The sequence below is a fragment of the Pedobacter sp. PLR genome, from assembly GCF_026239675.1.
In the GTDB taxonomy this organism is placed as follows: Bacteria; Bacteroidota; Bacteroidia; order Sphingobacteriales; family Sphingobacteriaceae; genus Pedobacter.
On the sequence record NZ_JAPIVQ010000003.1, the window covers coordinates 457,111 to 479,592 of the forward strand.

The 22,482-nt window shown below is 40.9% G+C and carries 19 protein-coding genes and 1 pseudogene; 15 read left to right on the forward strand and 5 right to left on the reverse strand.

Going from position 1 to position 22,482, the window contains the following annotated elements:
* Positions 1–84: 84 nt before the first annotated feature.
* The 3 genes from OQX61_RS09110 (at position 85) to OQX61_RS09120 (ending at position 2,846) form a co-directional block, all read left to right on the forward strand.
* Positions 85–1,713: an AarF/UbiB family protein gene (locus tag OQX61_RS09110; protein WP_265841351.1), complete on the forward strand. Its 1,629-nt coding sequence runs from the start codon at positions 85–87 to the stop codon at positions 1,711–1,713.
* 205 nt (positions 1,714–1,918) lie between these two features.
* Positions 1,919–2,125 (forward strand): hypothetical protein, encoded by a 207-nt coding sequence (locus OQX61_RS09115; RefSeq protein ID WP_265841352.1) that lies wholly within the window; start codon positions 1,919–1,921, stop codon positions 2,123–2,125.
* A gap of 160 nt (positions 2,126–2,285) precedes the next feature.
* Complete coding sequence (locus OQX61_RS09120) at positions 2,286–2,846, forward strand: DUF308 domain-containing protein (RefSeq protein WP_265841353.1); 561 nt, start codon at positions 2,286–2,288, stop codon at positions 2,844–2,846.
* 234 nt (positions 2,847–3,080) lie between these two features.
* Here the strand turns inward: OQX61_RS09120 and OQX61_RS09125 are convergent, their stop codons facing one another.
* Positions 3,081–3,662, reverse strand: coding sequence for a YceI family protein (locus tag OQX61_RS09125; RefSeq protein WP_265841354.1), 582 nt, complete (start codon positions 3,660–3,662; stop codon positions 3,081–3,083).
* 97 nt (positions 3,663–3,759) lie between these two features.
* Positions 3,760–4,212 (reverse strand): SRPBCC family protein, encoded by a 453-nt coding sequence (locus OQX61_RS09130; protein WP_265841355.1) that lies wholly within the window; start codon positions 4,210–4,212, stop codon positions 3,760–3,762.
* A 194-nt stretch (positions 4,213–4,406) separates the two neighbouring features.
* Here OQX61_RS09130 and OQX61_RS09135 point away from each other — a divergent pair, with 194 nt between their 5' ends.
* The 6 genes from OQX61_RS09135 (at position 4,407) to OQX61_RS09160 (ending at position 13,718) form a co-directional block, all read left to right on the forward strand.
* Positions 4,407–4,970, forward strand: a complete 564-nt coding sequence (locus tag OQX61_RS09135) for an RNA polymerase sigma-70 factor (protein ID WP_265841356.1) — start codon at positions 4,407–4,409, stop codon at positions 4,968–4,970.
* Between the two features lie 84 nt (positions 4,971–5,054).
* A complete protein-coding gene (locus OQX61_RS09140; RefSeq protein ID WP_265841357.1) occupies positions 5,055–6,200 on the forward strand; it encodes a FecR family protein in 1,146 nt (381 codons plus the stop codon).
* 236 nt (positions 6,201–6,436) lie between these two features.
* On the forward strand, positions 6,437–9,907 hold the full coding sequence (locus OQX61_RS09145; protein WP_265841358.1) for a TonB-dependent receptor: 3,471 nt from the start codon (positions 6,437–6,439) through the stop codon (positions 9,905–9,907).
* 12 nt (positions 9,908–9,919) lie between these two features.
* Positions 9,920–11,746 carry a RagB/SusD family nutrient uptake outer membrane protein gene (locus tag OQX61_RS09150; RefSeq protein WP_265841359.1) on the forward strand — a complete coding sequence of 609 codons (1,827 nt, stop codon included), beginning with the start codon at positions 9,920–9,922 and terminating at the stop codon, positions 11,744–11,746.
* Positions 11,747–11,767: 21 nt separating this feature from the next.
* The gene (locus OQX61_RS09155) at positions 11,768–12,145 is read left to right on the forward strand and encodes a BACON domain-containing protein (RefSeq protein WP_265841360.1); all 378 of its coding nucleotides are present in this window, start codon (positions 11,768–11,770) and stop codon (positions 12,143–12,145) included.
* A 52-nt stretch (positions 12,146–12,197) separates the two neighbouring features.
* A complete protein-coding gene (locus OQX61_RS09160) occupies positions 12,198–13,718 on the forward strand; it encodes a sulfatase (RefSeq protein WP_265841361.1) in 1,521 nt (506 codons plus the stop codon).
* A gap of 59 nt (positions 13,719–13,777) precedes the next feature.
* Here OQX61_RS09160 and OQX61_RS09165 read toward each other — a convergent pair whose 3' ends face one another.
* On the reverse strand, positions 13,778–14,686 hold the full coding sequence (locus tag OQX61_RS09165; RefSeq protein WP_265841362.1) for an urea transporter: 909 nt from the start codon (positions 14,684–14,686) through the stop codon (positions 13,778–13,780).
* Positions 14,687–14,801: 115 nt separating this feature from the next.
* On the opposite strand from OQX61_RS09165, the gene OQX61_RS09170 reads away from it, so the two are divergent.
* Both OQX61_RS09170 and OQX61_RS09175 read left to right on the forward strand, forming a co-directional pair.
* On the forward strand, positions 14,802–15,278 hold the full coding sequence (locus OQX61_RS09170; RefSeq protein ID WP_265841363.1) for an FKBP-type peptidyl-prolyl cis-trans isomerase: 477 nt from the start codon (positions 14,802–14,804) through the stop codon (positions 15,276–15,278).
* A gap of 282 nt (positions 15,279–15,560) precedes the next feature.
* The gene (locus OQX61_RS09175) at positions 15,561–16,004 is read left to right on the forward strand and encodes an SRPBCC domain-containing protein (RefSeq protein WP_265841364.1); all 444 of its coding nucleotides are present in this window, start codon (positions 15,561–15,563) and stop codon (positions 16,002–16,004) included.
* Between the two features lie 64 nt (positions 16,005–16,068).
* Here OQX61_RS09175 and OQX61_RS24295 read toward each other — a convergent pair.
* Positions 16,069–16,878: pseudogene (locus tag OQX61_RS24295) on the reverse strand (PQQ-binding-like beta-propeller repeat protein); the annotation flags it as partial.
* A 465-nt stretch (positions 16,879–17,343) separates the two neighbouring features.
* On the opposite strand from OQX61_RS24295, the gene OQX61_RS09190 reads away from it, so the two are divergent.
* The 4 genes from OQX61_RS09190 to OQX61_RS09205 all read left to right on the forward strand — a co-directional run bounded on the left by OQX61_RS09190 (position 17,344) and on the right by OQX61_RS09205 (position 21,688).
* Positions 17,344–19,236, forward strand: coding sequence for a HAMP domain-containing sensor histidine kinase (locus OQX61_RS09190; RefSeq protein ID WP_265841365.1), 1,893 nt, complete (start codon positions 17,344–17,346; stop codon positions 19,234–19,236).
* Positions 19,237–19,418: 182 nt separating this feature from the next.
* Positions 19,419–20,669 carry an MFS transporter gene (locus OQX61_RS09195; RefSeq protein WP_322973564.1) on the forward strand — a complete coding sequence of 417 codons (1,251 nt, stop codon included), beginning with the start codon at positions 19,419–19,421 and terminating at the stop codon, positions 20,667–20,669.
* A 49-nt stretch (positions 20,670–20,718) separates the two neighbouring features.
* Positions 20,719–21,192, forward strand: coding sequence for a hypothetical protein (locus OQX61_RS09200; RefSeq protein ID WP_265841367.1), 474 nt, complete (start codon positions 20,719–20,721; stop codon positions 21,190–21,192).
* Positions 21,185–21,688 carry a hypothetical protein gene (locus OQX61_RS09205; protein WP_265841368.1) on the forward strand — a complete coding sequence of 168 codons (504 nt, stop codon included), beginning with the start codon at positions 21,185–21,187 and terminating at the stop codon, positions 21,686–21,688. The genes OQX61_RS09200 and OQX61_RS09205 overlap by 8 nt, the downstream gene beginning before the upstream one ends.
* Before the next feature lie 81 nt (positions 21,689–21,769).
* Here the strand turns inward: OQX61_RS09205 and OQX61_RS09210 are convergent, their stop codons facing one another.
* Complete coding sequence (locus OQX61_RS09210) at positions 21,770–22,429, reverse strand: HAD family phosphatase (RefSeq protein ID WP_265841369.1); 660 nt, start codon at positions 22,427–22,429, stop codon at positions 21,770–21,772.
* Positions 22,430–22,482 lie beyond the last annotated feature (53 nt).

A 22,482-nucleotide genomic window follows, 5' to 3' on the forward strand; every position in this document is an offset into this window, starting at 1 on the left:
TTTCTACTCAACACCCGAAATAAATACTTTATTTTAATACTGGCCAGATATTTGATTGTTGTTAAACGAAAAATTTAAGATTCTATGATGATAAATCAGAAGAAAAAGCTTAAAAGAACTGTTTCGCTGGTCAAAATCCTGGCGAAATATGGATTCGGGGAATTGTTGAACTATACCAATCATGACAACAACAATGAGTACGCTTCCTTAACGGTTTATGAGCGGATCCGTATGACTTTAGAAGAGCTTGGTCCCACCTATGTGAAATTCGGACAGGCATTTAGTATCAGAGAAGATCTTTTACCAAAAGAAATGATTGTCGAATTGCAAAAGCTACAGGATAATGTGGAGGCAAAGCCAATTGCAGTAAGAACCTTACTTAGTGAAGATCTGAACATAGATCCTGAAGCTTATTTTTTACATATCGACGAAATACCTTTTGCCTCGGCTTCCATTTCTCAGGTCTATAAAGCTACCCTGATTACCGGAGAAGACGTTATTTTGAAAATTAAACGGCCTGGTATCCGTGAGGTTGTGACCTCGGATATGTTGATCATGAAAGACATCGCCAAATTATTAATCAGCTATAGCGATGTATTCCGGCGGATTAATCTGGTGGAAGTACTGGAAGCCTTTGAAAAATCTATTTTTCATGAACTTTCTTTTGTGAATGAGCTGGATAACATTGAACGCTTTTCCAGAAACTTTAAAGGACAGCGGTCGATTTACCTCGCTAAAGTGTTTCCGGAGCTTTCAAATGATAATATCCTTTGTATGGAATTTATTGAAGGAGCTAAAATTACTGATAAGCAAGCGATCATCCGGATGGAGCTGAAACCCGCTCAGATTGCAGAAAACGGATTGGATTTATACCTGGTACAAGTTCTGGAACATGGTTTTTTTCATGCCGACCCACATCCGGGGAATTTGATCGTCTTGCAAAGTGGACAAATTGCCTTTATTGATTTCGGTTCTATGGGCAGTATGATGCCGATTGAAAAAGAAATGCTGGAAGATTTTATCTCCCATTTTATGGCTCAGGATGCGAGAAGGCTGATCATGACGCTCAAAAGAATGGCGCTTCGCTTTAACGTAAAGGATGAAAACCAACTGGAACGTGATATTCATGGTTTCTTTAACCTGTTGGAAGGAGCCTCACTTCAGGAAATGGACATCAAAGAGGTGCTCACAAAATTCTCTGCAATCCTGAATCAGAACGAAATCCTGATGCCTGATCACCTTTATTTATTGGTTCGTGGTATCGTACTGATTGAAGGAATTGGAAGAGCGCTGGTTCCGGATTTGAATATTGTAGAGAGTTTACGCCCGTATATCCTGAAAATCGCACTGCGGAAACTCAGTCCCGATGAAATGAAAAAGAATGCATTAAATCTGCTGAGAACATTGACGGAAGCGATGAAAACCATGCCGGAAGAATTCCAATCGGTTTTAAGCAAACTAAATAATGGTGAATTAAAGGTGATTCAGGAAGTGCCACAACTGGAACGTACCAGAAAAATGATGGGCAGCCTGATGAACAGGTTAATCATGGCATTACTCTTATCTGGTTTATTGATCGGGTCTGCAATTCTCATCTCCGCAGACCGGCCACCAAAATTCCATGGAATGCCTGTGATTGCAGTCATCGGATTATTACTCAGTTTTATCCTTGCCTTCTGCATTTTTGTTCCCCTGATTTTTAGGAAGAAGTAAAATAGAGCTGCTGTAACTGCCGGGAATATGCTGCTGCCCCTGACGCGAATTTTTGTCAGAAAAATGAAAATCTGACACTTTTATTCTCTTTTTATTTTGTTTTTGCCCTTTGGTATACCTCTTGATAAGTTTTAAATGAACTATATTTTTGGTTTCAATAAACTATTCTGTTTTTTTTTACTAAAAAGAAAGGAGGATTTTCTACATGCTAAAGAAGTTCCGAAATGAAAAGTATAAAAACGGCTTGACCACTCATGTGGGCGATTTTCTGGAATCTTTGCTCAATGATGTGGCGATTTCTGCAATAAAATCGGCTCCTCAGCTGCCGGTAACGAGCACTGGTTCAGTCTTAAAGGATGAGCTCACTGCCATGGCAGGCGATTGTGATCAGGCAAATCCGCATAAAGCATAAACATTTTTAGAGATTTTTTGTTGTCCTCATAATCGTGTCTTTATGATGGATAACGCTTTCATATACTTGCCATATTATATTGGTTAATGGATTTGATGGATTCGACATAAAAATGAAACGGGTAACAGAGACATCAAATTTTAAATATAAAATCAATACTATGGAAACACAAGTTTTAGGAAGCATCAGAAAGACGGTTAAATATTGGTATTTACTGGCCTTATTGGGCGTAGCCTTAATTTTAGTCGGCGTTTGGGTGTTTATGACCCCTTTGGCATCTTACATTACCCTTTCTATGTTGTTTGCGGTAACTTTTCTTTTTACCGGAATCATGGAACTGGTATATGCGATTTCCAATCGTAAATCGCTCGATAACTGGGGCTGGTCGCTGGCCGGTGGTATAGTCGATTTATTAATTGGTATCATGTTGGTCGCAAACCCACAAATTTCCTTATTGGTTCTTCCGTTCTATGTTGGTTTTGCCATCTTATTCCGTTCGATTATGGCCATAGGCTGGTCGATAGAGCTTAAAAAACAAAAAGTTGAAAGCTGGGGTAGCTTATTAGGGATCGGTATCATAGGTTTGATTTTTTCTTTCATCATGCTTTGGAATCCGATTTTTGCAGGGATGACGATTGTTTTCTATACTGCCGCATCATTTATTGTGATCGGAGTTTTTCAGGTTTATCTTTCGTTAAGATTGAAAAAACTGAAAGACTAATTATTATCTAAAAAACATTCATTTGGCCTACTGTGGGAATACTTTAGAAGATTTCGCAGGGAGGCTGTATAATTTTAGGGAACCATCAGGTTATAAAAAAACCATTCAAGGGAATGGTTTTCATTTGATTAGTACCGATTACTATGAAACCCATGTATTCAGATCGGGCTATAGTTATAAATTTTACTCTTTAAAATAAGGTTGGAAAAATTGATTCCCAACCTTATTTTGATGTTATTTCTGTACAAACTCAGTGTTTGCAGTTAAAGCAACTTCTTCACCTAACATTGCCGCACCGTATTTGCTGCCAAAGTTAAAATCAGCTCTTTTGATCGTGCCTGTCACTTTGAAACCAGCAGTTGGTTTTTTAGACATTGGATTAGTGGTTACGCCTCTTAAAACTGCATCTAAAGTAACGGCTTTAGTTACACCATGGAAAGTAAGGTTACCAGCAACTTTGTATTTGTTACCGCCAACTTTCTTAACTGAAGTACTTTTGAAAGTTAATGTTGGAAATTTAGCTGCATCAAAAAAGTCTTCACCTTTCAAGTGGCCATCTCTTTGGTCATTGTCAGTGTTTACAGAGTTTACATCCGCAGTTAAAGTAATCACTGCATCAGAGAAATCTGGTTTCGAAGAAACGATAGTAGACTGGAATTTTTTGAAAGATCCTTCTACATCAGAGATCATCATGTGCGTGATTTCAAAACCTATTTTAGAGTGAGATGCATCAGCTTCCCAGGTCGTTTGTGCATTAGATTTGAAAGAAAAAAGGGTAGTACCTAAGACTACAACAGCTAAGATTAATCTTTTCATTGTTTTATTATTGATGGGTTTTTAAATATTTGATGCAAATAGAAGGATTAATTGCAGCATTGTTCTTGACCTATGATAAGAAAAACGAAAAGAGGGATTATTTCTTAGCAAATTTATCGGCAATCAGGTTTAAATTGATTCCATGTTCCAGGTAAGCTTTCAGCCCATCAAGGACGGTTGTAAAACCACCGCTCGCGCCATTAATTTCTGCCAGTAATTCATCACCACTGGTCCGAAAACCGTATTGTTTGATGGTTACGTAGGTAGTTTCCGGACTGGTGGCTTCAAATAAGAACTCTACCGGTGTGGAGTATTGATCCCATTCCAGAGCGATTTTTTCGTTCGTTATGATCTCTTTCACTAATACTGTGCTGGATACCTTATACATCTCCCATTCCCAGGTCACGCTTTTTCCGGTTTCCAGCTGCCCACTGCTTTTGGTAAACCAGAAGTTTTTGGTGATTTCCGGGTCAATAAATGCCTGGAAAACGCTGGCAGCAGGTTTTCTGATCAACATTTGCGCTTCTACAAAAGGGCCGTTAGTTTTCATATGATTTTATTTGAAAGGAGTAAAAGGAGGCTTTTTTTAATAAAAATAGGATTTTATAATTGATCAGAGTTCTCCAAACCGGAAATTCTGATTACAAAAGCTGATCGCATGCGCCAATGGCATGAGGCAGAAGGATAAAGTATGATAAAACTACCCTTTTATTTTTATAATTTCGTTCCGGGGACCTAAATGTAATGTTGGAATATAAAATACTCAGTGATCGGGAATTGACCAGCCTGCTCAGAGCAGGTGATAAGTACGCCTACACTGAGATTTATAACCGTCATAAAAATTTACTTCAAAATCATCTGTACAAAAAATTGGGTGACCTGGAATTGGTTAAAGATGTATTACAGGATCTTTTTGTAAAGCTTTGGGATAATAAGTCAGAGATGCCGCTTACGGATAATCTTCCGGGTTATTTGTTTAGTGCCGCAAGAAATCGTGTTTTTAACCATCTGTCGCATCAGCAAGTCGCGTCTAAATACATCAGTTCTATCCAGACTTTTATCAATGAGGATAATTATATCACTGACCTGGTGATCAGGGAAAAGGAGTTCGCCCAAATTATCCGGCAGGAGATTGATGCATTACCAGCTAAAATGAAAGAAGTATTTGTTTTGAGCCGTGAAGGGCATCTTTCTCACGAGGAAATTGCGAAACACCTGAATATCTCTCCTCAAACAGTTTCTAAACAAATCAGCAATGCCCTGAAAATTTTAAGGGTTAGACTGGGTGTTTTTTTCTATTTCCTGTAGAAACGAAAAATATTTTCAAACCTTCTACCTGTTAGGGTACCCTTTAGCTGTCATGGTTTAAAAGAAGAAAATTCTTGATTACTTATGCAAAAAGAAGAGGTACCTAATTTATTAAAGAAATATCTTGCAGGAAATTGCTCAGAGCAGGAGCGTGGAATGTTGGAAACCTGGTACCTTAAATATGAGGAAGCCGGATTTCCTGAGCTTTCTCAGGAAAAGAAAGACGGGCAACTAGAGGAAATATGGGCTTTTCTTGCTGATAAAATAGATCTCCCGGCTGCGGAGGATACGGAAGCTGTTTACCATATTACCCCTTTATGGCCAAAGATTACAGCAGCAGCAGCAATGGTGCTGATTACTTTGGGTATAGGCTTCTATTTCTATAATTCCCCGGATAAGGTCAGCTCAGTTCCTAACGGGAAAATCAGTCATACCACACAAACATCAAAGAATAAGGCCATGCTTACCCTGGCTGATGGTCGGACGATTGCCTTAGACGAAGCCAGTAATGGTGAAATTGCGAAACAGGCTGGAGTAACCATTACCAAAACGAAAGATGGTTTGCTGGTGTACGAAGGAAGAGCAAAAGAAAGTGCTTTTAATAATATTGCTACGCCAAAAGGTGGGCAATATCAGATCAGTTTGCCTGACGGCACAAAGGTATGGCTAAATGCAGCTTCCTCTTTAAATTATCCAGCGGCCTTTACCGGGGATAAACGTGCAGTAAGACTTCTTGGTGAGGCTTATTTTGAAGTGGCAAAGAACAAGGAAATGCCATTTGTGGTGTATACCAAGGGACAGGAAATAGAAGTTTTAGGCACACATTTCAATGTCAATGCCTATGAAGATGAAGGACAGACAAAAACCACGCTATTGGAAGGTAGTGTAAAAGTTAAACTAGCCAAATCTGCTGCAACGGCACTCCTTAAACCCGGTCAGCAAGCGGTATTTGAATATGATCATCTGGATGTATCTGCTATTGATGTAGCAGAAGTTGTCGCATGGAAAGAGGGCTGTTTTCTTTTTCAGGATGAGGATATCAGGTCGATCATGAGAAAGGTTGCACGATGGTACGATGTGGACGTGGCTTATGAGCCTCATATAAGTTCTAAAAAAATTGGTGGACGAATTTCCCGGAACAAGTCGCTGAAAGTGGTGCTAAAAACACTCTCTGGCACTGATAAATTTAACTTTAAAGTTGAAGGAAGGAGGGTTACAGTTATGCCTTAAATTTTACCAGCTAAAGGCCTGTAACAAAAAAACCAGAAGCGTTGAAGCCGCTCCTGGTTCAATAAAGTTTTTACAGGTATCATTTCATAAAACACGAACGCATTATAAATGACCAGGAACGAGGGTTACAGCACCGCTATGCCTCGTTCATTAAAAACCAACTAAACCAAATGTATGAATTTATAACCTTTAATTCGTATGGCCATCGCCGTATGAAACGTAAATTATTATTGACAATGAAACTCACGGTACTGTTGTTATTGTCCTGTTTACTACAAGTAAGTGCTGCGGGTTTTGCTCAAAATAAAATCTCACTTTCGGAGAAAAATGTGTCGCTTAGAAAAGTCCTTAACGAGATTTCCAGACAAAGTGGTTTCGACCTTGTTTTTGTTTCTGATGCACTGAAACAATCTAACCCTGTAAACATCAATGTAAAAGAGGTGAGTCTGGAAGAAGCTCTGAGACAAAGTTTCAAAAACCAGCCGCTAATCGTGTATACGATTGAAGGGCAAAGTGTGATTGTAAAAGATAAAAAGACCAGGCCGGCATCCCTAAATCAATTGATTGGATTGGCAGGGATTGAGGTAAAAGGAAAAGTGCTGGATGAAACCGGACAAGGGGTTCCCGGAGCAACAGTAAAAGTGAAAGGCACCAGACAAGGGGCTGTTACGGATACCAATGGGCAGTTTCTTTTGAAAGGTGTGGATGAAAACGCAACCTTAGTGGTTTCTTATCTGGGCTATATCACTCAGGAGGTGAAACTAAATGGACAAAAACAGATCACCCTGAAATTACAAGCTGATTTAGGGCAACTAAATGAGGTGGTGGTTGTGGGCTATGGAACACAAAAGAAAGTCAACCTGACGGGTTCAATATCCGTGGTAAAAGGGGATGAGCTGGAAAATAGACCGGTTGTTAATGCGACGCAAAGTTTGCAGGGACTTGCCCCGGGATTAAATGTTTCGGTAGGGGGTAACACCAAACCCGGACAAAGTTTTAACCTGAATATTAGAGGCGCCGGAAATATAAGTGGTGGAGATGGGCCTTTTGTGTTGGTAGATGGAATGGCCATGTCATTATCGGATGTAAATCCGAATGACATCGAGTCTATTTCCATATTGAAAGATGCAGCAGCATCTGCTATTTATGGCGCAAGGGCACCTTATGGGGTGATTTTGGTGACTACAAAAAAGGGAGTGGCAGATAAAACCACCTTATCTTATTCCAGTAACGTAGGACTAACCTCTCCCTTAATGCTGCCAAAAATGGCCAATTCCTATGATTTTGCAACGTATTTCAATACTGCAACTTTCAACGCAACAGGGAGCAAACAGTATTCTGAGGAGAAACTGGCTTTGCTACAACAGTATATCAAGGATCCTACTGGAATGAATATCTTTCCGGAAGCTAATGATAACTACTATTCGAATTGGGAAAACACCTCAAACGGGGTGGCCAATACCGATTGGTTCGCCTTTCATTATAAACCTTATGCCTTGCGACAATCGCACAATGTAAGCGCAAGTGGTGGAAATAAGAATACGCAGTTCTTTGTATCCGGTGCCTATTATAATGAAGGTGGAAGCATGCGCTATGCGGATATAAATTACGATAGATACAACCTGAATGCCAGTATCAGCTCGCAATTGACAAGTTGGGTGAAACTAAAGCTAAACACCAAATTCACGCAGTCTACTTCTAAAACGCCATTCGCGGGCTTTGAAGCTCTGTTTTTTCATAATCTGGCCAGGATGAGGCCCAATGTTTCTCCGTACGACCTGAATGGGAATTTCTCGGAGATGTCTAATGTCCCTTATCTGCAGTCTGGTTCCAGTGATGTGGTCAAAGAAAATACCCTGGCTATTTTGCCTGGTTTAGAATTTGAACCGGTAAAAAACTGGAAAATCATGGCCGATTTCAACCTCCTGAAGAAAAATACCAATGAAGATATTTTGAAATTGCCGGGACTGATTTATGGAATTGATGGTACGCCGAAGTTTGTAAACCGGTCCGAATATAATATCCCTTTACTAGGTGGCTATTCCCGTAATATGGGGTCCACCAATTACTTCTCACCGAATGTATACAGTTCTTACAATTATACCCTGAATGAAGATCATAATTTCAGTGTAATGGCAGGTTTTCAACAGGAGTTGAATGAGTATAAATGGCTTTCTTCTTCGGTTCAGGATTTGATTAGCCCAACAAGACCAGGTATTTCTCTGGCTACAGGGGCTCAGACTACCCAGGAACTACGCAACCATTGGGGAACACAGGGCTTTTTTGGTAGATTCAATTACAATTATAAAAGCAAATACCTGGTAGAGATCAATGGCCGTTACGATGGTTCTTCCCGCTTTGCATCAGACAGCAGATGGGGTTTTTTCCCTTCTTTCTCTCTGGGATACAACATAGCTCAGGAGAAATTTATGGAGCCGTTGAAAGAACATATCAGTATGCTTAAACTGCGTGGATCTTATGGTTTCTTAGGAAATCAATCCGGTGCAGGTCTTTATTCTTATGCGCAATCGATGAATATCACCGTTCCGGGTCCATCAGGAGCTGGCGGGCCATGGTATTTTCAAAATGGCAGAGAAGGATATATCAATGCTCCGGTACCATTTAATCCGGGTGTTACCTGGGAAAAGGTGCAGAATGGGAACATTGGATTAGATTTCGAAGCCTTGAATAGCAGGCTGAGCGGGAGTGTTGATGTTTTCCAAAGAAGTACAAAAGATATGTTAGGTCCCTCTCTGGATATTGCTGATATGTACGGAGGTACTCCGCCAAAAAGCAATAATGCTAATCTGAGAACCAATGGATGGGAATTGTCGCTGACCTGGCGTGATCAGCTGGATAATGGCATTCAATATTCCCTGACTGCCATGTTATCTGATAATAAATCGGTCGTTACAAAATACCAGAACCCAACCAATAGTGACCCGGCCATTGCCTGGTATGAAGGCAAAAAAGTAGGCGAAATCTGGGGATACAAAGCTTCAGGGTTGATTCAAACACCTGAAGAGGCCGCTGCTTTTAATAAATTAAACCACTCTTTCCTTTCTGCAGTAAATTGGGTACCCGGAGATGTGAATTACCTGGATTTGAATGGTGACGGGAAACTTGATAGAGGAAATAATGTAGTCGGTGATACCGGAGATTTGAGCATTATCGGTAATTCTGCCGCCAGGTATGCTTATTCTTTCAACGGTTACATCCAATGGAAAGGGATTTCTGTTTCCGCCTTATTCCAGGGGATTGGTAAAAGAGATTACGTGCCAGGATCTAGTGATGTTTATTTCTGGGGTGCAGGTTCTTTAGCTCAGGTAACCGTCTTTAAAGAACATTTAGATTATTGGACGCCACAAAATACCGGTGCTTATTATCCGAATCCTTATGCAGCACCTGCTGGTTCTGCGGGTTCCTTTACCAGTAAAACAGAACAGGTGGCTGATAGGTACATTCAAAATGCAGCTTACCTCAGGTTAAAAAATGCTACCATCAGCTATGCCTTGCCGGAACTATGGATCAGGAAACTAAAGATGAGTAAAGTGAGTGTATTTGTAACGGGTGAAAACTTGTTTACAATCACTAAACTGGCGAAAATGCTGGATCCTGAAACCATCGCCGGAGTTAATAATAATGATGCCGGAAAGATTTACCCTTTAAGCAGGGTGTATGCATTGGGTGTAAATATTGGGCTATAAAAAGATAAGAAAATGAAAAAGAATTTAAATATATGTTTGGTATTAGGCCTGCTGTTTGTTTTTTCTGCCTGTAAGAAAAACTTTCTTGATCTGGAGCCACTGGATACTTTAAGTACCACCAATAGTCTCGCTTCTACGAATGAATTGAGGATGTATATGAACCAGTTTTATCAGAATACTTTCCCTGGCCAGCCAACTGGTATTGGCGGGGTAGGGATTGCTTTTAATGATTCAGGAACCGATAACATGATTTTCTCCTCCGTAAATACGCGTACCAGCGGACTTTTTGCCCTGAGTAATGCCCCTGTTATCGTAGAATATAACGTGATTCGAAATCTGAACTATTTCTTTGAGAATTTTAAAAATGCAAAAGGACAGGCTGCTGAGAATGAGAAGTATTTAGGGGAAGCACGTTTTTTCAGAGCCTATACTTATTTTAATATGCTGAAGAGATTTGGCGGCGTTACCTGGGTGAATCGTGTATTGCCCGGAGAGCAGGAATTAATGGAAGTACCAAGAGATTCGAGAATGCTGATTGTAGATTCTGTTTTGGCCGACCTGGATAAGGCGGTAACTTTATTGCCTACGGCTAATAATAGCGCCAGTATGCGACTTCATAAAGATGTGGCCAGGGCTTTTAAGTCGAGAGTAGCACTATATGAAGCAACCTGGCAGAAATACCATAAAGCTAAAAATGATCCGTTTTTCAGCAAAGACATTAGTCCGGAGAAGATTCAAAACTATTTTGAACAGGCACGTGATGCCGCATCTGCGGTGATGAGCAGTGGTAAATGGTCTCTTTATACCACCGGAAAACCTTTGGAAGATTATGGAAATCTGTTTATTACGACGGACTTATCTACAAATCCGGAGGTACTGCTTTGGAAAAAATATAATGCTAATGATAATATTGCGCATAGTGTGAGCAAATATACTTCTACCGGGGGGGCGGATCTGGGCTTAACCTTATCCCTGGTGGATGATTATTTAACCAGAGACGGCAGGCCATTTGTCGGTGCTGAGCGTGCAGATGCACAAAAAGTATATGCCAAAGAGCTGAGTCCTGTACTGAGAGATCCTAGATTGGGACAAACCGTAGCGCTTCCGGCTAAACCTTTAAAACCAGCTGTAGTAGTTCCGGGATATCCGCCGATCAATCAGACTGGCTTTAACAAAAGTACAACGGGTTATCCGCTCTATAAATTTTTGGAGTACAACAATGCTGCTGCCGTATCTGACGACTTTAAAAGTGTTGCTCCGGCCATTGCTTTTCGCTATGCAGAGGTCTTGTTAAACTATGCAGAAGCAGTTGCAGAATTGAACGGAGATCCTACAGCAATTGCAAATGCAATCAACCCATTGAGAGCGCGTGTTGGAATGCCTGCAATTGATTTCAACAGAGAATATAATACCGATGCTACTTATCCTTTCCGGAACCTGAGCAATGTGATCCAGGCGGTTAGGAGAGAACGTAGAGTGGAACTGGCCGCAGAAGGGATGCGTTTAGATGACATCATGCGTTGGGCAGCAGCAGGAGAATTGTTGATTGGCAAACGCCAGTTAGGGACGCTTTTTGTGGGTAGTGATATGACCAGTCAGAATGTTGCCGGAGGATTTTATAGCGCTTCCTTATTGTATTATGATACTGCTCCAGCTGGTAAATCGGTAAATCTTTACCTGAATGGTAACCCTGGTGATGCACAGCGATACATCGATCCTTATAAAAGTGTGCTGCCAAATGGTGCTGGCTTTAATCCGCAAAGAGATTATTTATTGCCGATTCAACAACGAATGATACAATTAACCGCAGGTCAATGGGTTCAAAATCCAGGATGGTAATCACAATCTAAATTAAAAGAAATGAAGACAATCAATCATAAATTTAAACTCTTGCTTTTGGTCATGCTGATTGGCCTGTCGTTTTCCTGTAAAAAGGAAAAGATCTCGCCAAAGCCTGAGCCTACACCTTTTTCTGCAGTTGTGGAAGCTGGAGTAACCAGCCTCCCTGCTGCGGGAGGAAAATTGAATATTGTGATCAGTGCAGGTGCTGACGGTTGGTGGATTACGACTCCCCAAACAGATTGGGTAACGATCACCCGGATGTATGGCTCAGGAGATTTTAAACTCCCGGTTACCGTAAAACCAAATACCAGTGGCGTTGCGAGAATTGTTACTGTAAAAGTAAATCCTACCTTTAACCTTCCGGCAGTTACTTTTAATATAACCCAGGATAAATAACCCTTTCAGGCGGTGGGTTAGACCGCCTGAAATTTAAACCTAATACCACAAAATGAAAAAGCTTTCCTTATTATTTTTGCTGTTCTGCGGACATTTGACCTATGCCCAACAGCAGCCCAACATCATCATTATAGTTTCCGATGACCATGCCTTTCAATCAATTAGCGCGTATGGCAGCAAATTGATGAAAACCCCGGCAATCGACAGGATTGCTAAAGAAGGGGTTCGCTTTGATAAAGGATATGTCACCAATTCTATCTGCGGACCTAGTCGCGCGGTAATTTTAACCGGAAAATACAGCCATAAAAATGGCTTCAAAGACAATGAACATTCCAGATTTGATGGCAGTCAGGATTCTTTTGTAAAACAACTGAGAAATGGAGGATATCAAACCGCATGGATCGGGAAATGGCATTTAGAAACGACGCCACAGGGATTTGACCATTGGCAGGTATTGCCGGATCAGGGACAATATTATAACCCGGATTTTCTGATGCAGGACGGAACTAAGAAAAGATACGATGGTTATGTGACCAATGTAGTGGAAGATGTAGCAGAAGAATGGTTAGATAAACGTGACCAGTCGAAACCTTTTTGCCTGGTGATCGGGCATAAGGCTACCCACCGCGTATGGTTACCGGATACTGCCGATATGGGCATGTTCGATAAAGTAACGTTCCCTTTGCCACATAATTTCTATGACGATTATAAAACCCGTGAGGCTGCTAAAATTCAGGACATGAGCATCGCTAAAACAATGATCATGGGTTATGACCTGAAAATGTTCGGATCAGAAGCCGAAGCCGATAGAGAGGGTTCCGTAAAACGTATGAATGCTGCGCAAAGAGCGAAATTCAATGCTTATTATGAGCCGATAGCTGCCGATCTGAAATCCAGAAATCTAACTGGAAATGCATTAACAGAATGGAAATTCCAGCATTATATGCGCGATTATTTAAGCACGGCCGCTTCTTTAGACCGCAATATCGGCAGAACACTGGATTACCTGGACAAACAAGGCTTAGCCAAAAATACCATCGTTATTTATATGTCTGATCAGGGTTTTTACCTTGGAGAACATGGCTGGTTCGACAAAAGATTCATCTATGAAGAGTCTTTCCGTACGCCAATGGTGATGCGTTATCCAGGGGTGATTAAACCGGGTTCAGTATCAAAGGATTTTGTCATGAACCTGGATATTGCACCAACCATGCTGGACGCCGCCGGAATTGCCATTCCTGCAGCTATACAAGGGAAATCAATGCTGCCTCAGCTGAAAGACCCTAAAACAGCGGGTAGAAAGGTGATGTTTTACCATTATTACGAAAATGGAGAACATAGCGTATCGCCACATTTCGGCATAAGGAACAGCAGGTATAAGTTAATTCGTTTCTATAAACGCGTGAATAGTTGGGAACTGTTTGACCTGAAAAAAGATCCTAATGAGCTGAATAACCTATATGGTAAGAAAGGTTATGAGCAGATTACCGCTGAAATGAATAAGGAATTGAATGCGCAGATCGCAAATTATGATGATCAGGATGCTGCTGCTATTTTAGCAAAAGGACTTTAAAACGAATGTTTTTAAGAGGAAGCCGGGTTGCATGTTTTGCAATCCGGCTTTTCTATATGCTAATGTCTTTGATTGGCGCCAGATTTGGCTACCTTTTCTATGTTGAAGAAATTAGTATGTATGTTTTTAAGCACTAACGTCAGACAGGTTCCTGCAACAAAAGGGAAGGTGAGCAAGGTGAAATTATAGCTGGCCATTATCCAGGCTATAAACAATGCCAATACCACTGATAATAATACCCAAAATCCATCCATCACTTTCGTGCCGGCAAAAACAATGGCACACAATACCGCATTGTAACTACCCAGTCCCATGGCAATGTTTTCCTGTGGAGTCAAGGATAAACAGCTTGAAATCATAGCTGCGACTACACCAGCCGCCATTGCATACAGCGCTGAGATCGGAGAACTGATAAATACAGCAATAAAAAACAGCAATCCGGCAATGGTACTGCCCTGAAAAATAACTTGTCCGAAGCCACGTAAAGCATGGGCGAAGTCTTCATTCACCTGCGCCTCCATCATCAATACATCAGAAGCTGCTACCGGATATACCTGATGAAAAATATACAGCAAAATCCAGGTTACAAATACAAAAGGAAAGGTAAACACCGGGATTTTTTTGACAATAAAAAAGTGTTGCAGCATCGTGGCTAAAATGGCACCAATGACAATTGCGATCCAGATGACCGCTACAGTCTGAAAATAAAATGGTAAAGCTACACCGACCAGGGCCGCGCTAAACCCGTAAAGACCGCTTTGTATCTCTTCTTCTTTGTAATTTAAAACCTTTGCCGTGATCGTACCACATAAAGTGGCGAGGATGGCACCAATTCCCATTTGCAGGGAGCCGCAAAATATTCCGGCTAAAAACAGAAGGCCTGTCCAGGCATTTTCCTGTAACATGATTTGCCCGACTCCCTTTAATAAAGGGTCAAGCAATGGGATTCTTTGCGTTAATGATTTCATAAGGAGTGCTAATAAAAAAAAAGGATAGCCTGATGAGCTTCTTGCTGCACTAAACTTAGCAATAAAAACTAAGGGATCACGTTGTGAAAATCAATTAAATGATATATTTGCGGCAATGAAAACGATAAAACACTTATTTCTATTGGTTTGCACAGCGGTATGCTTTGCAGGCTGTGCTAAAGAATTTGATCAGGAAAAGCAATTTTCAAAAGATAAAGAGCTGATCAGAAAATTTATTGCCGACCAAAAGATTCCTGAAAAAGATGTAGTAGAAGATCCTTCAGGCTTATTCTACCAGATTATTAAACGTGGAGATGTGGCTGTAGTTTATACCCCAAATACAGTGATTACTGCAGCATACGAAGGCAGATTATTGAATGGTAGTGTATTTGATAATGGCGGTGGAAAAGCGATTAGCTTTCCTCTGGGAGGTGTAATTACAGGATGGCAGATCGGTATTCCTAAAATTAATGTAGGTGGCGAAATCCGTTTACTGATTCCTTCCCAATTGGCTTATAAAAATGAAGCAACAGGTGGAATTCCGGAAAATTCAGTACTTGATTTTACAGTGAAATTAATCGACGCTAAATAAGCGGATGATTAACCTGAACTAACAGATTAAAAAATATCAGCATCAACTGCTGTTCAAATAAAACGCCCTGCAATCGCTGTTATTAGTTTGCAGGGCGTTTTTGTTTCCTCCTGGTTTTTAGCTTTTTTAGCGGGAATAGCCCCTGGATTTGTCCGCTCTGCGAGGCTTCAAAAACAGGAACTCCTGTTATCTTTGTCTATTAGATTTTTAGAAGACAGGAAATCTTTGAATAAACTGAATTTAAGCCGTAATTTAGAAGTGAACCCGCTAAATATTGAAGCTATGAAAACAATGGAATTTAAAACGATGATCAATGCTCCAGCTGAAAAAGTATGGGAAGTACTGTTGGGCGTAGACACCTATCCGATATGGACCGCGGGATTTGCCGAAGGCTCCAAAGTGAAAACGGATTGGAAAAAAGGCAGCAAGGCGATCTTTCTGGATGGAAGCGGAAATGGAATGGTCTCTGAAATTGCAGAAAATATCCCCAATAAATTCCTGTCGGTCAGACACCTTGGGAATGTGATAAATGGTGTAGAAGACCTGGATAGCGAAGAGGTAAAAGGATGGGCCGGTGCGCTCGAAAATTATACCCTCACGGAGGTAGATGGACAGACAGAATGGAGCATCAGCGCCGATATCACCGAAGATTTCGAGGGGTATATGCTGAAAACCTGGCCTCTGGCTCTGGCTAAAGTAAAGGAACTGGCAGAAAGTAAGGGTTAATTCCCTTACCTTTTCAGGGCATAGAAGAAGCCATTGGAGTCGCCAAAATAAAGCAGATCATTCTCTACGGTAGGGGTAGAGAGGATAAATAGTTTTTTCCATCCGGATCAATGTCTTTTCTGACTTTATCTTTTTCATCAAATAAGGCGGCATAATGCTTTTTGCTTTCCTCCATTTGAAAGCTGGCATTTATCTTTCCCGATTCGGGATCAACAAAATAAATTCTGCCATTGAAGCATCCGAAAACCAATTCCTTGTTCATGATACGGGTAGCACCATAAACCCTCATATGGAGTGCTAAGGTCCATTTGATATCACCGTAGGTACTGCCCATGCTGTAAAACTGATGGGTATCTGATGTGCCCATATAAAGTTTGTCCTGGTAAAGAAAAGGGGTTGCAATGATCCAGCTGCCGCTTTCTTTCCTATTCCATTGTCCGGTTCCGGTTTTTAAATTGAGGGAGTAAATATTGTAATCACGGCTTCCGAAAAACACCGGATTTTCGTTTGTAGCTGCCGATTTTTGTATTTCTCCTTTTGGGAAATACAGGTCGCCAACCGTTTTAAATTTCCAGATGAGTTTACCGGTCCGGGTATCCAAAGCATAGAGTAGGCCGTCATAACTGCCTATAAGTACTTTTTTATCTTTGATCACAGGACTGGCATGTACAATTCCTCCGGTTTTAAAAGACCAGATCTTTTTTCCGGATTGTAAATCCAGCGCATAGACACTACTATCTCCACTACCGATATAAACGAGGTCTTCTGCTACAACAGGGGAGGAAAGGTAATATTCCCAGGCATCATACTGCTGTTCTCCTTTAGTAGTATAAGTCCATATCAGCTTTCCCTTGCGATGGTCTAGAGCATATACTTTTCCATCGGCACTGGAAAAATCACTTTGTCTCCATGAATCAGGGGATCTGAATGGATGGCCCCATTTGTTTTAAATTTCCAAACTAATTCCCCTGAAATTTTGTTTAATGCATAGAAATTGTGATTGCTACTTCCGAAATAAACCGTTTGGTTGTGAATAGTCGCTGTGCCGTATACCGCATTTCCCGTGTTGAATTTCCATAACACTTTTGGTTGTGAACTACTTTTAAGATTAAAGAAAATAAAAGATAAAAAAAACAGTAATCTAATTGATGGTCTGAAAGTTGAGAACGTTATTTTCATGATAATAAAGTTCTTTAGGGCTGCACTCCTATTTAGAGTGCGAAATGACAGTGAAATTGAACCTATTTATAAATATATAAAAATAACTTAGCTGTAAAATTATTGCTTATTTTTAAGGAAATTAATATGATGGAGACCAGTGACCACACAATAGCTTATTATGCCTGATCAATCCGCGCTCTTCAGTCATAAACGTTTTATGTTTTTTGTGTTGTTGTTAACTTTAGGGTTTAGTAGCAAAGATGGGTTCTCTCAAATTGCGGAGGTCAGGAATCTGGAATCTAGGCTCCCGGGGATTAAAGATAGCATCAGGTATGTGGATGTACTCAACCGCATTGGTATGCTTTCCCACCTTCAATATCGGGACTCCTGTCTTTATTATGCGCAGAAAGCGCAGAGTATTGCCCTCAGACATGATTATAATAAAGGAATTGCTGACGCGCTAAACTGTCAGGGTATTTATTATATAGCCATCAACAACTACCTTTCTGCAAAATATTTTAATGACGCCCTCCGGATTTATAAGAAAATAGACGATGAGGAAGGTATTTGTCAGGTCCAGATGAATATGGGTAGTCTGATTTTTGTGAATAAATCTGGAGGCAATGCCCAACAATATATCCATGAAGCTTACGAGAAAAGTAAGTCTTTGAAAAAGGATTCTATCCGCTCCATCCTCATTAGCAAATACCTGAATATTGATACTGCTTTAAGTAAAGCACGTTTTAAGGAGTTGTTTGACGAAGGTTATGCCATCGCGAAAAAGAATAAAGATCACCGGATGATGATTTTCTATGCCGCCACTACCGGTGTTAGCCTTTATGGAGCTGGAGAAAAACAGGCAGGACTGGATACGGTATTAAATGCATTGAAGCAGGCTGATTTGATGGGTTTTGAGAGTGTGAAGGTCTGGACTTACGTTGCGCTGAGTGATATGATGCTGGATCAGAAAAAAGACCAGCTGGGGATTAATTACCTGACCAATGGACTGGAAGCTTCAGAAGAGTTCGGCTACGCAGAGTATTATACCACCTTCGCAGAAAAATTATACCGCTATTATAAATCACACGGACAGCCTGAAAAGGCATATTACTATGTTTCTCTTTTATTGGGTAAAAGAGATCAGATTGCCAGGGCTGCGGATAAGTCAGGCTTTAACTACCTGAGCTTCGCCTTGCGTGAAAATGAAAATCTGGAGCTAAAAGGTAAAGCTGATTCCAGGTTCCGGATGATTGCGTTATTGGGTTGCTTGTTTGCACTCAGCGTGGCCCTGTTGTTTTTTGTATATCGCTCTTTGCGGGCAAAAAAGGAATATGCCGAGGCTCAAAGAAAACTCCATCAACTGACATTGAGACAAAATACGGAGCTGCAAAAAACAAATCACTTCAATACCATGCTGATCTCTGTGATTGCGCATGATGTACGGCAACCTTTTAGCACCGTAGTGATGCTTTCCAGTATTTTTAATGCAGAAGTAGATTTGCTGGGGGAGGAGGAAAAGCTGGAGATCATGAGGGAGCTCAATGGGACCGCACAGAAAAGTCTGTCCTTTATGGACGGCTTGCTGGAATGGATTAAATCAAAGAAAAATGGCTTTGAATACCATCCGGAAAAATTGATGCTCAAAGCCCTGATTGATGAGGCCAATACTTTCTTTCAGATGGGACAGGAGAAGAAAATGATCCGCCTGGAACTGGATGTTCCGGAAGATGTCAGTGTTTGCGCGCATAAGCAGATGCTGCTGTTTATTCTCCGGAATATGTTGAACAATGCGACTAAATTTTCGCCGGTAGGTGGACTGATTACCGTGGCCCTCGAGCTTGGCGCAGCAGAAATGGTGGTCAGCATTAAAGACGAGGGAGCAGGAATGAGCCAGGAAAAAATAGACCAGCTATTTACTTTAGCAGCTGCTGATGGGGAGGAAAATCAAAATCATGGCGCCGGTCTTGCCCTGAGTATTTCTTATGAGATGGCGACGATCATGAATGCGAAAATTCATGCCTGGAGTGCTTTAGGACAGGGGACCATATTTTACCTTACTTTGAAAAAATAATCCAAAGCGTGTAATACGCTATTTAAAACCCTCTTTGTTTGAATTGTGTAATCTTTGTTTTGAGTATGGAAGATGGTTTAATGAATTTAGCGCCTTCATTGTGTTTTTAAGCCTCTTTGGTGTTTTGTTTAGTTGATTTATGTAATCGCATATTTGATTCTCATAATTCTCTCTGCTGGTAAATTGTTAATTTTGCCGCATCTATGATTACAACTCTATCAAAAACAAAAACAATAAAAGAAAACCATCAGCAGATTGCGACGTGGCTGGCTTTTGCTTTACTTCCTTTATCGGGCTTTGCTACCGATATATATATCCCCTCACTGCCCACTATGGCAGGAGTATTGAATGTTTCCAGTATCCAGGTCCAGCTTACTTTGAGTATTTTCCTGATCAGTTATGGCGTATCCCAATTGTTTATCGGTAGTGTGCTGGACAGCTTTGGCAGGTATAAAGTTTGCCTGGTTTCTCTTTTGATCTTCGCGGCAGCCAGTCTGGTGATTGCCCTTACGCATAATATTTACCTGATTTACGCCATGCGGGTCATCCATGGCCTTACAGTGGGTGCAATTGTAGTCGCCAAAAGAGCCTATTTTGTCGATGTTTTTAAAGGTGATCAGCTTAAACATTACCTCAGCTTGTTTTCTATCATCTGGTCTACCGGGCCAATTGTAGCCCCTTTTGTGGGTGGCTACCTGCAGGCAGCTTTTGGTTGGGAATCCAATTTCTATTTTCTGGCAGGATTTGCTGTGGTTTTTGCAGCACTGGAACTGATTTACAGCGGAGAAACCCTGGTTCATGCGACGGAATTTAATTTCAGAAAGATTGTAAATATCTATCTGGATATGATTAAAACAGCCAGTTTTACCCTGGGGATTGTCATGCTGGGTCTGGCTTATTGCATGGTGATGGTCTACAATATGACCGGTCCTTTTATCATCGAACATCAGCTTAATTTTTCTCCGGTGATTGCTGGTTATAGCTCACTGGTACTGGGTTTTGCCTGGATGGTAGGTGGCTTTATCGGTAAAGCAACCATCAACAGGCCCTTCTTTAGCCGGTTGGTATGGAATGTCTCTTTGCAACTGGCATTTGTTGCGGTCATGATTTTTAGCCTGAACTACGTCAGTAATTTATATTCACTGATTTTCTTTGCCTTTATCATTCATGTGGGGGCTGGTTATACTTTTAATAACTATTTCACTTTCTGTCTGAGTAAATTCCCGAAAAATGCAGGTATTGCAGGCGGACTTACCGGGGGAATTACCTATGTAATTGTTTCCTTTTTAAGTTATGGTATCGTGAATATCGTTCCTGCACAAGATGAAAGGAATCTGAGTTACAGTTACCTGATTCTGATTTTGTTGTCTATTGTTATTATGTTTTTCATCTTTAGAATGAACAAGAAACAGCCTGAAGGTATAGCAGCATAGTTTATTTTAATTTTGTTTTTGCTAAACTTTGGTTAAATTAGAGGTAATCATGCTCGAATCTACCGCTCAGGTGACAATAGATCACCAAACTCAAAGCATACGCTGTCTTTATGATAAGCATGCGGGAATGCTATTAGGTTATATTTTTGAAGTGGTAAAAGACCGAAAATTAGCCGAAGAATACTTAGTGAAGATCTTTTCAGCCCTTTCCTTACTGCGGGAAAAGCAGGGTGAGGTGGACATCAATACCTGGTGTCAGTTGCTGAAATATACAAAAACAAAATTGCTGCTGCTTCATGTGCAGAACAGGTACGAAGAGACTCATGCTCATCCTGGAATGACAGTGGTTGGTCCAGCGAATATTTACCTGGACCGGTTAAATGAAATGCAAAGAAGGGTTTTCTGTGAAGTTTATCATCATGGCCAAACAATTTCGGCATTATCAGTAGCACTAAATACAACAGAGGATTTAACCAGAAAGACTTTAAAAGAGGCTTTCCTAATTATGAGAAGCGGTGGTTAAAATAAACGAGTACTTAGAAAGCGGGGCATTGGAATCCTATGTATTAGGCGCTGCCTCTAAAGCTGAAATTGAAGAGCTGTTGTCCCTTAAATCCAAACATCCTCAGGTTGAAGAAGCCCTGGCTATTCTGGAAGCTGATCTGGAACGTATCGCGGAACATATGGCCATTGCGCCACCGCCAAATACCTGGCTGAAGATTGAAGCCAGTATGAACGAACTGGTGACCAGCCCAAAGATGGAATACCTCATCGGTGAAGAGCCGGTAGAAAGAAGCCGCCCCAATCCAGGATCACGTAAAACTGAGCAGTTTATTGAGGTAGAAGGAGAATCCGGTCATATGCGTATCCACAAGATATGGAGATGGGTATTCGGAGCCGTATTTATATTGGGTAAGATATTTTTAGCCTTTGCCATCTATTATTACCTGGAGAATAAACATACACAGGAAGAAATTCAACAGTTGAAAATCGAGCTGAGTAACCAGAGAAAAAAATAACTATACAGGAAATCCGGATTTTCACTGCGCTCTGCAGTAGAAATCCGGATTTTTCATGTAAGTAATAACTGATTTGGGATCCTAGTTGAATAACCGGATGATCTTGTCGTAAGTCAGCTCCTTATAGTCATTGATATATAAATCGCATATCGGAAGTTCTTCAATCGTATGGGAAGTTAAAACACCTACTACGCGCATCCCTGCATTTAATGCAGCAGAAATCCCCGAATAAGAATCTTCAAACACCAGACATTGATCCGGTGATACTCCCAGGTTTTTTGCAGAGGTTAAGTAAACTTCCGGATCTGGTTTGTGTTTTTTCACATCTTCGCTGGCCATAATAGAGCCTAGTTTATTCCTGATGTCTACCTCGCTGAGGATCAATTCAAGATTGGCATAAGGTGCAGAAGTAGCAACACCTAGTTTAACCCCATGGCTTTCCAGATCTGTCATGAACTCAACGATACCGGCAATCGGTTCAATATGGTCTTTGTAGATTTCGCGGAATAACCCTTCCTTTTCTTCTTCCAGTTCGAACAATTCAGTGCCGGTAACCGGTCTGTTGAAAAAGTGACTGAAGATATAGCTGTTGCTTTTTCCAAACATGTGTTGGGCAAACTCCTCTTCTGTAGGAGCCAGATTTCTAAGGGAAAAGAAATGACGAAAGGCAAGTGAATGATAAGGATTGGTATGGCAGATAACGCCATCCATGTCAAAGATGACTGCAATTTCTTGATTCATCCCGTAAAGTTAATCACTAATCGGGGAAAAAATACAACCGCCTGCAATTCCTT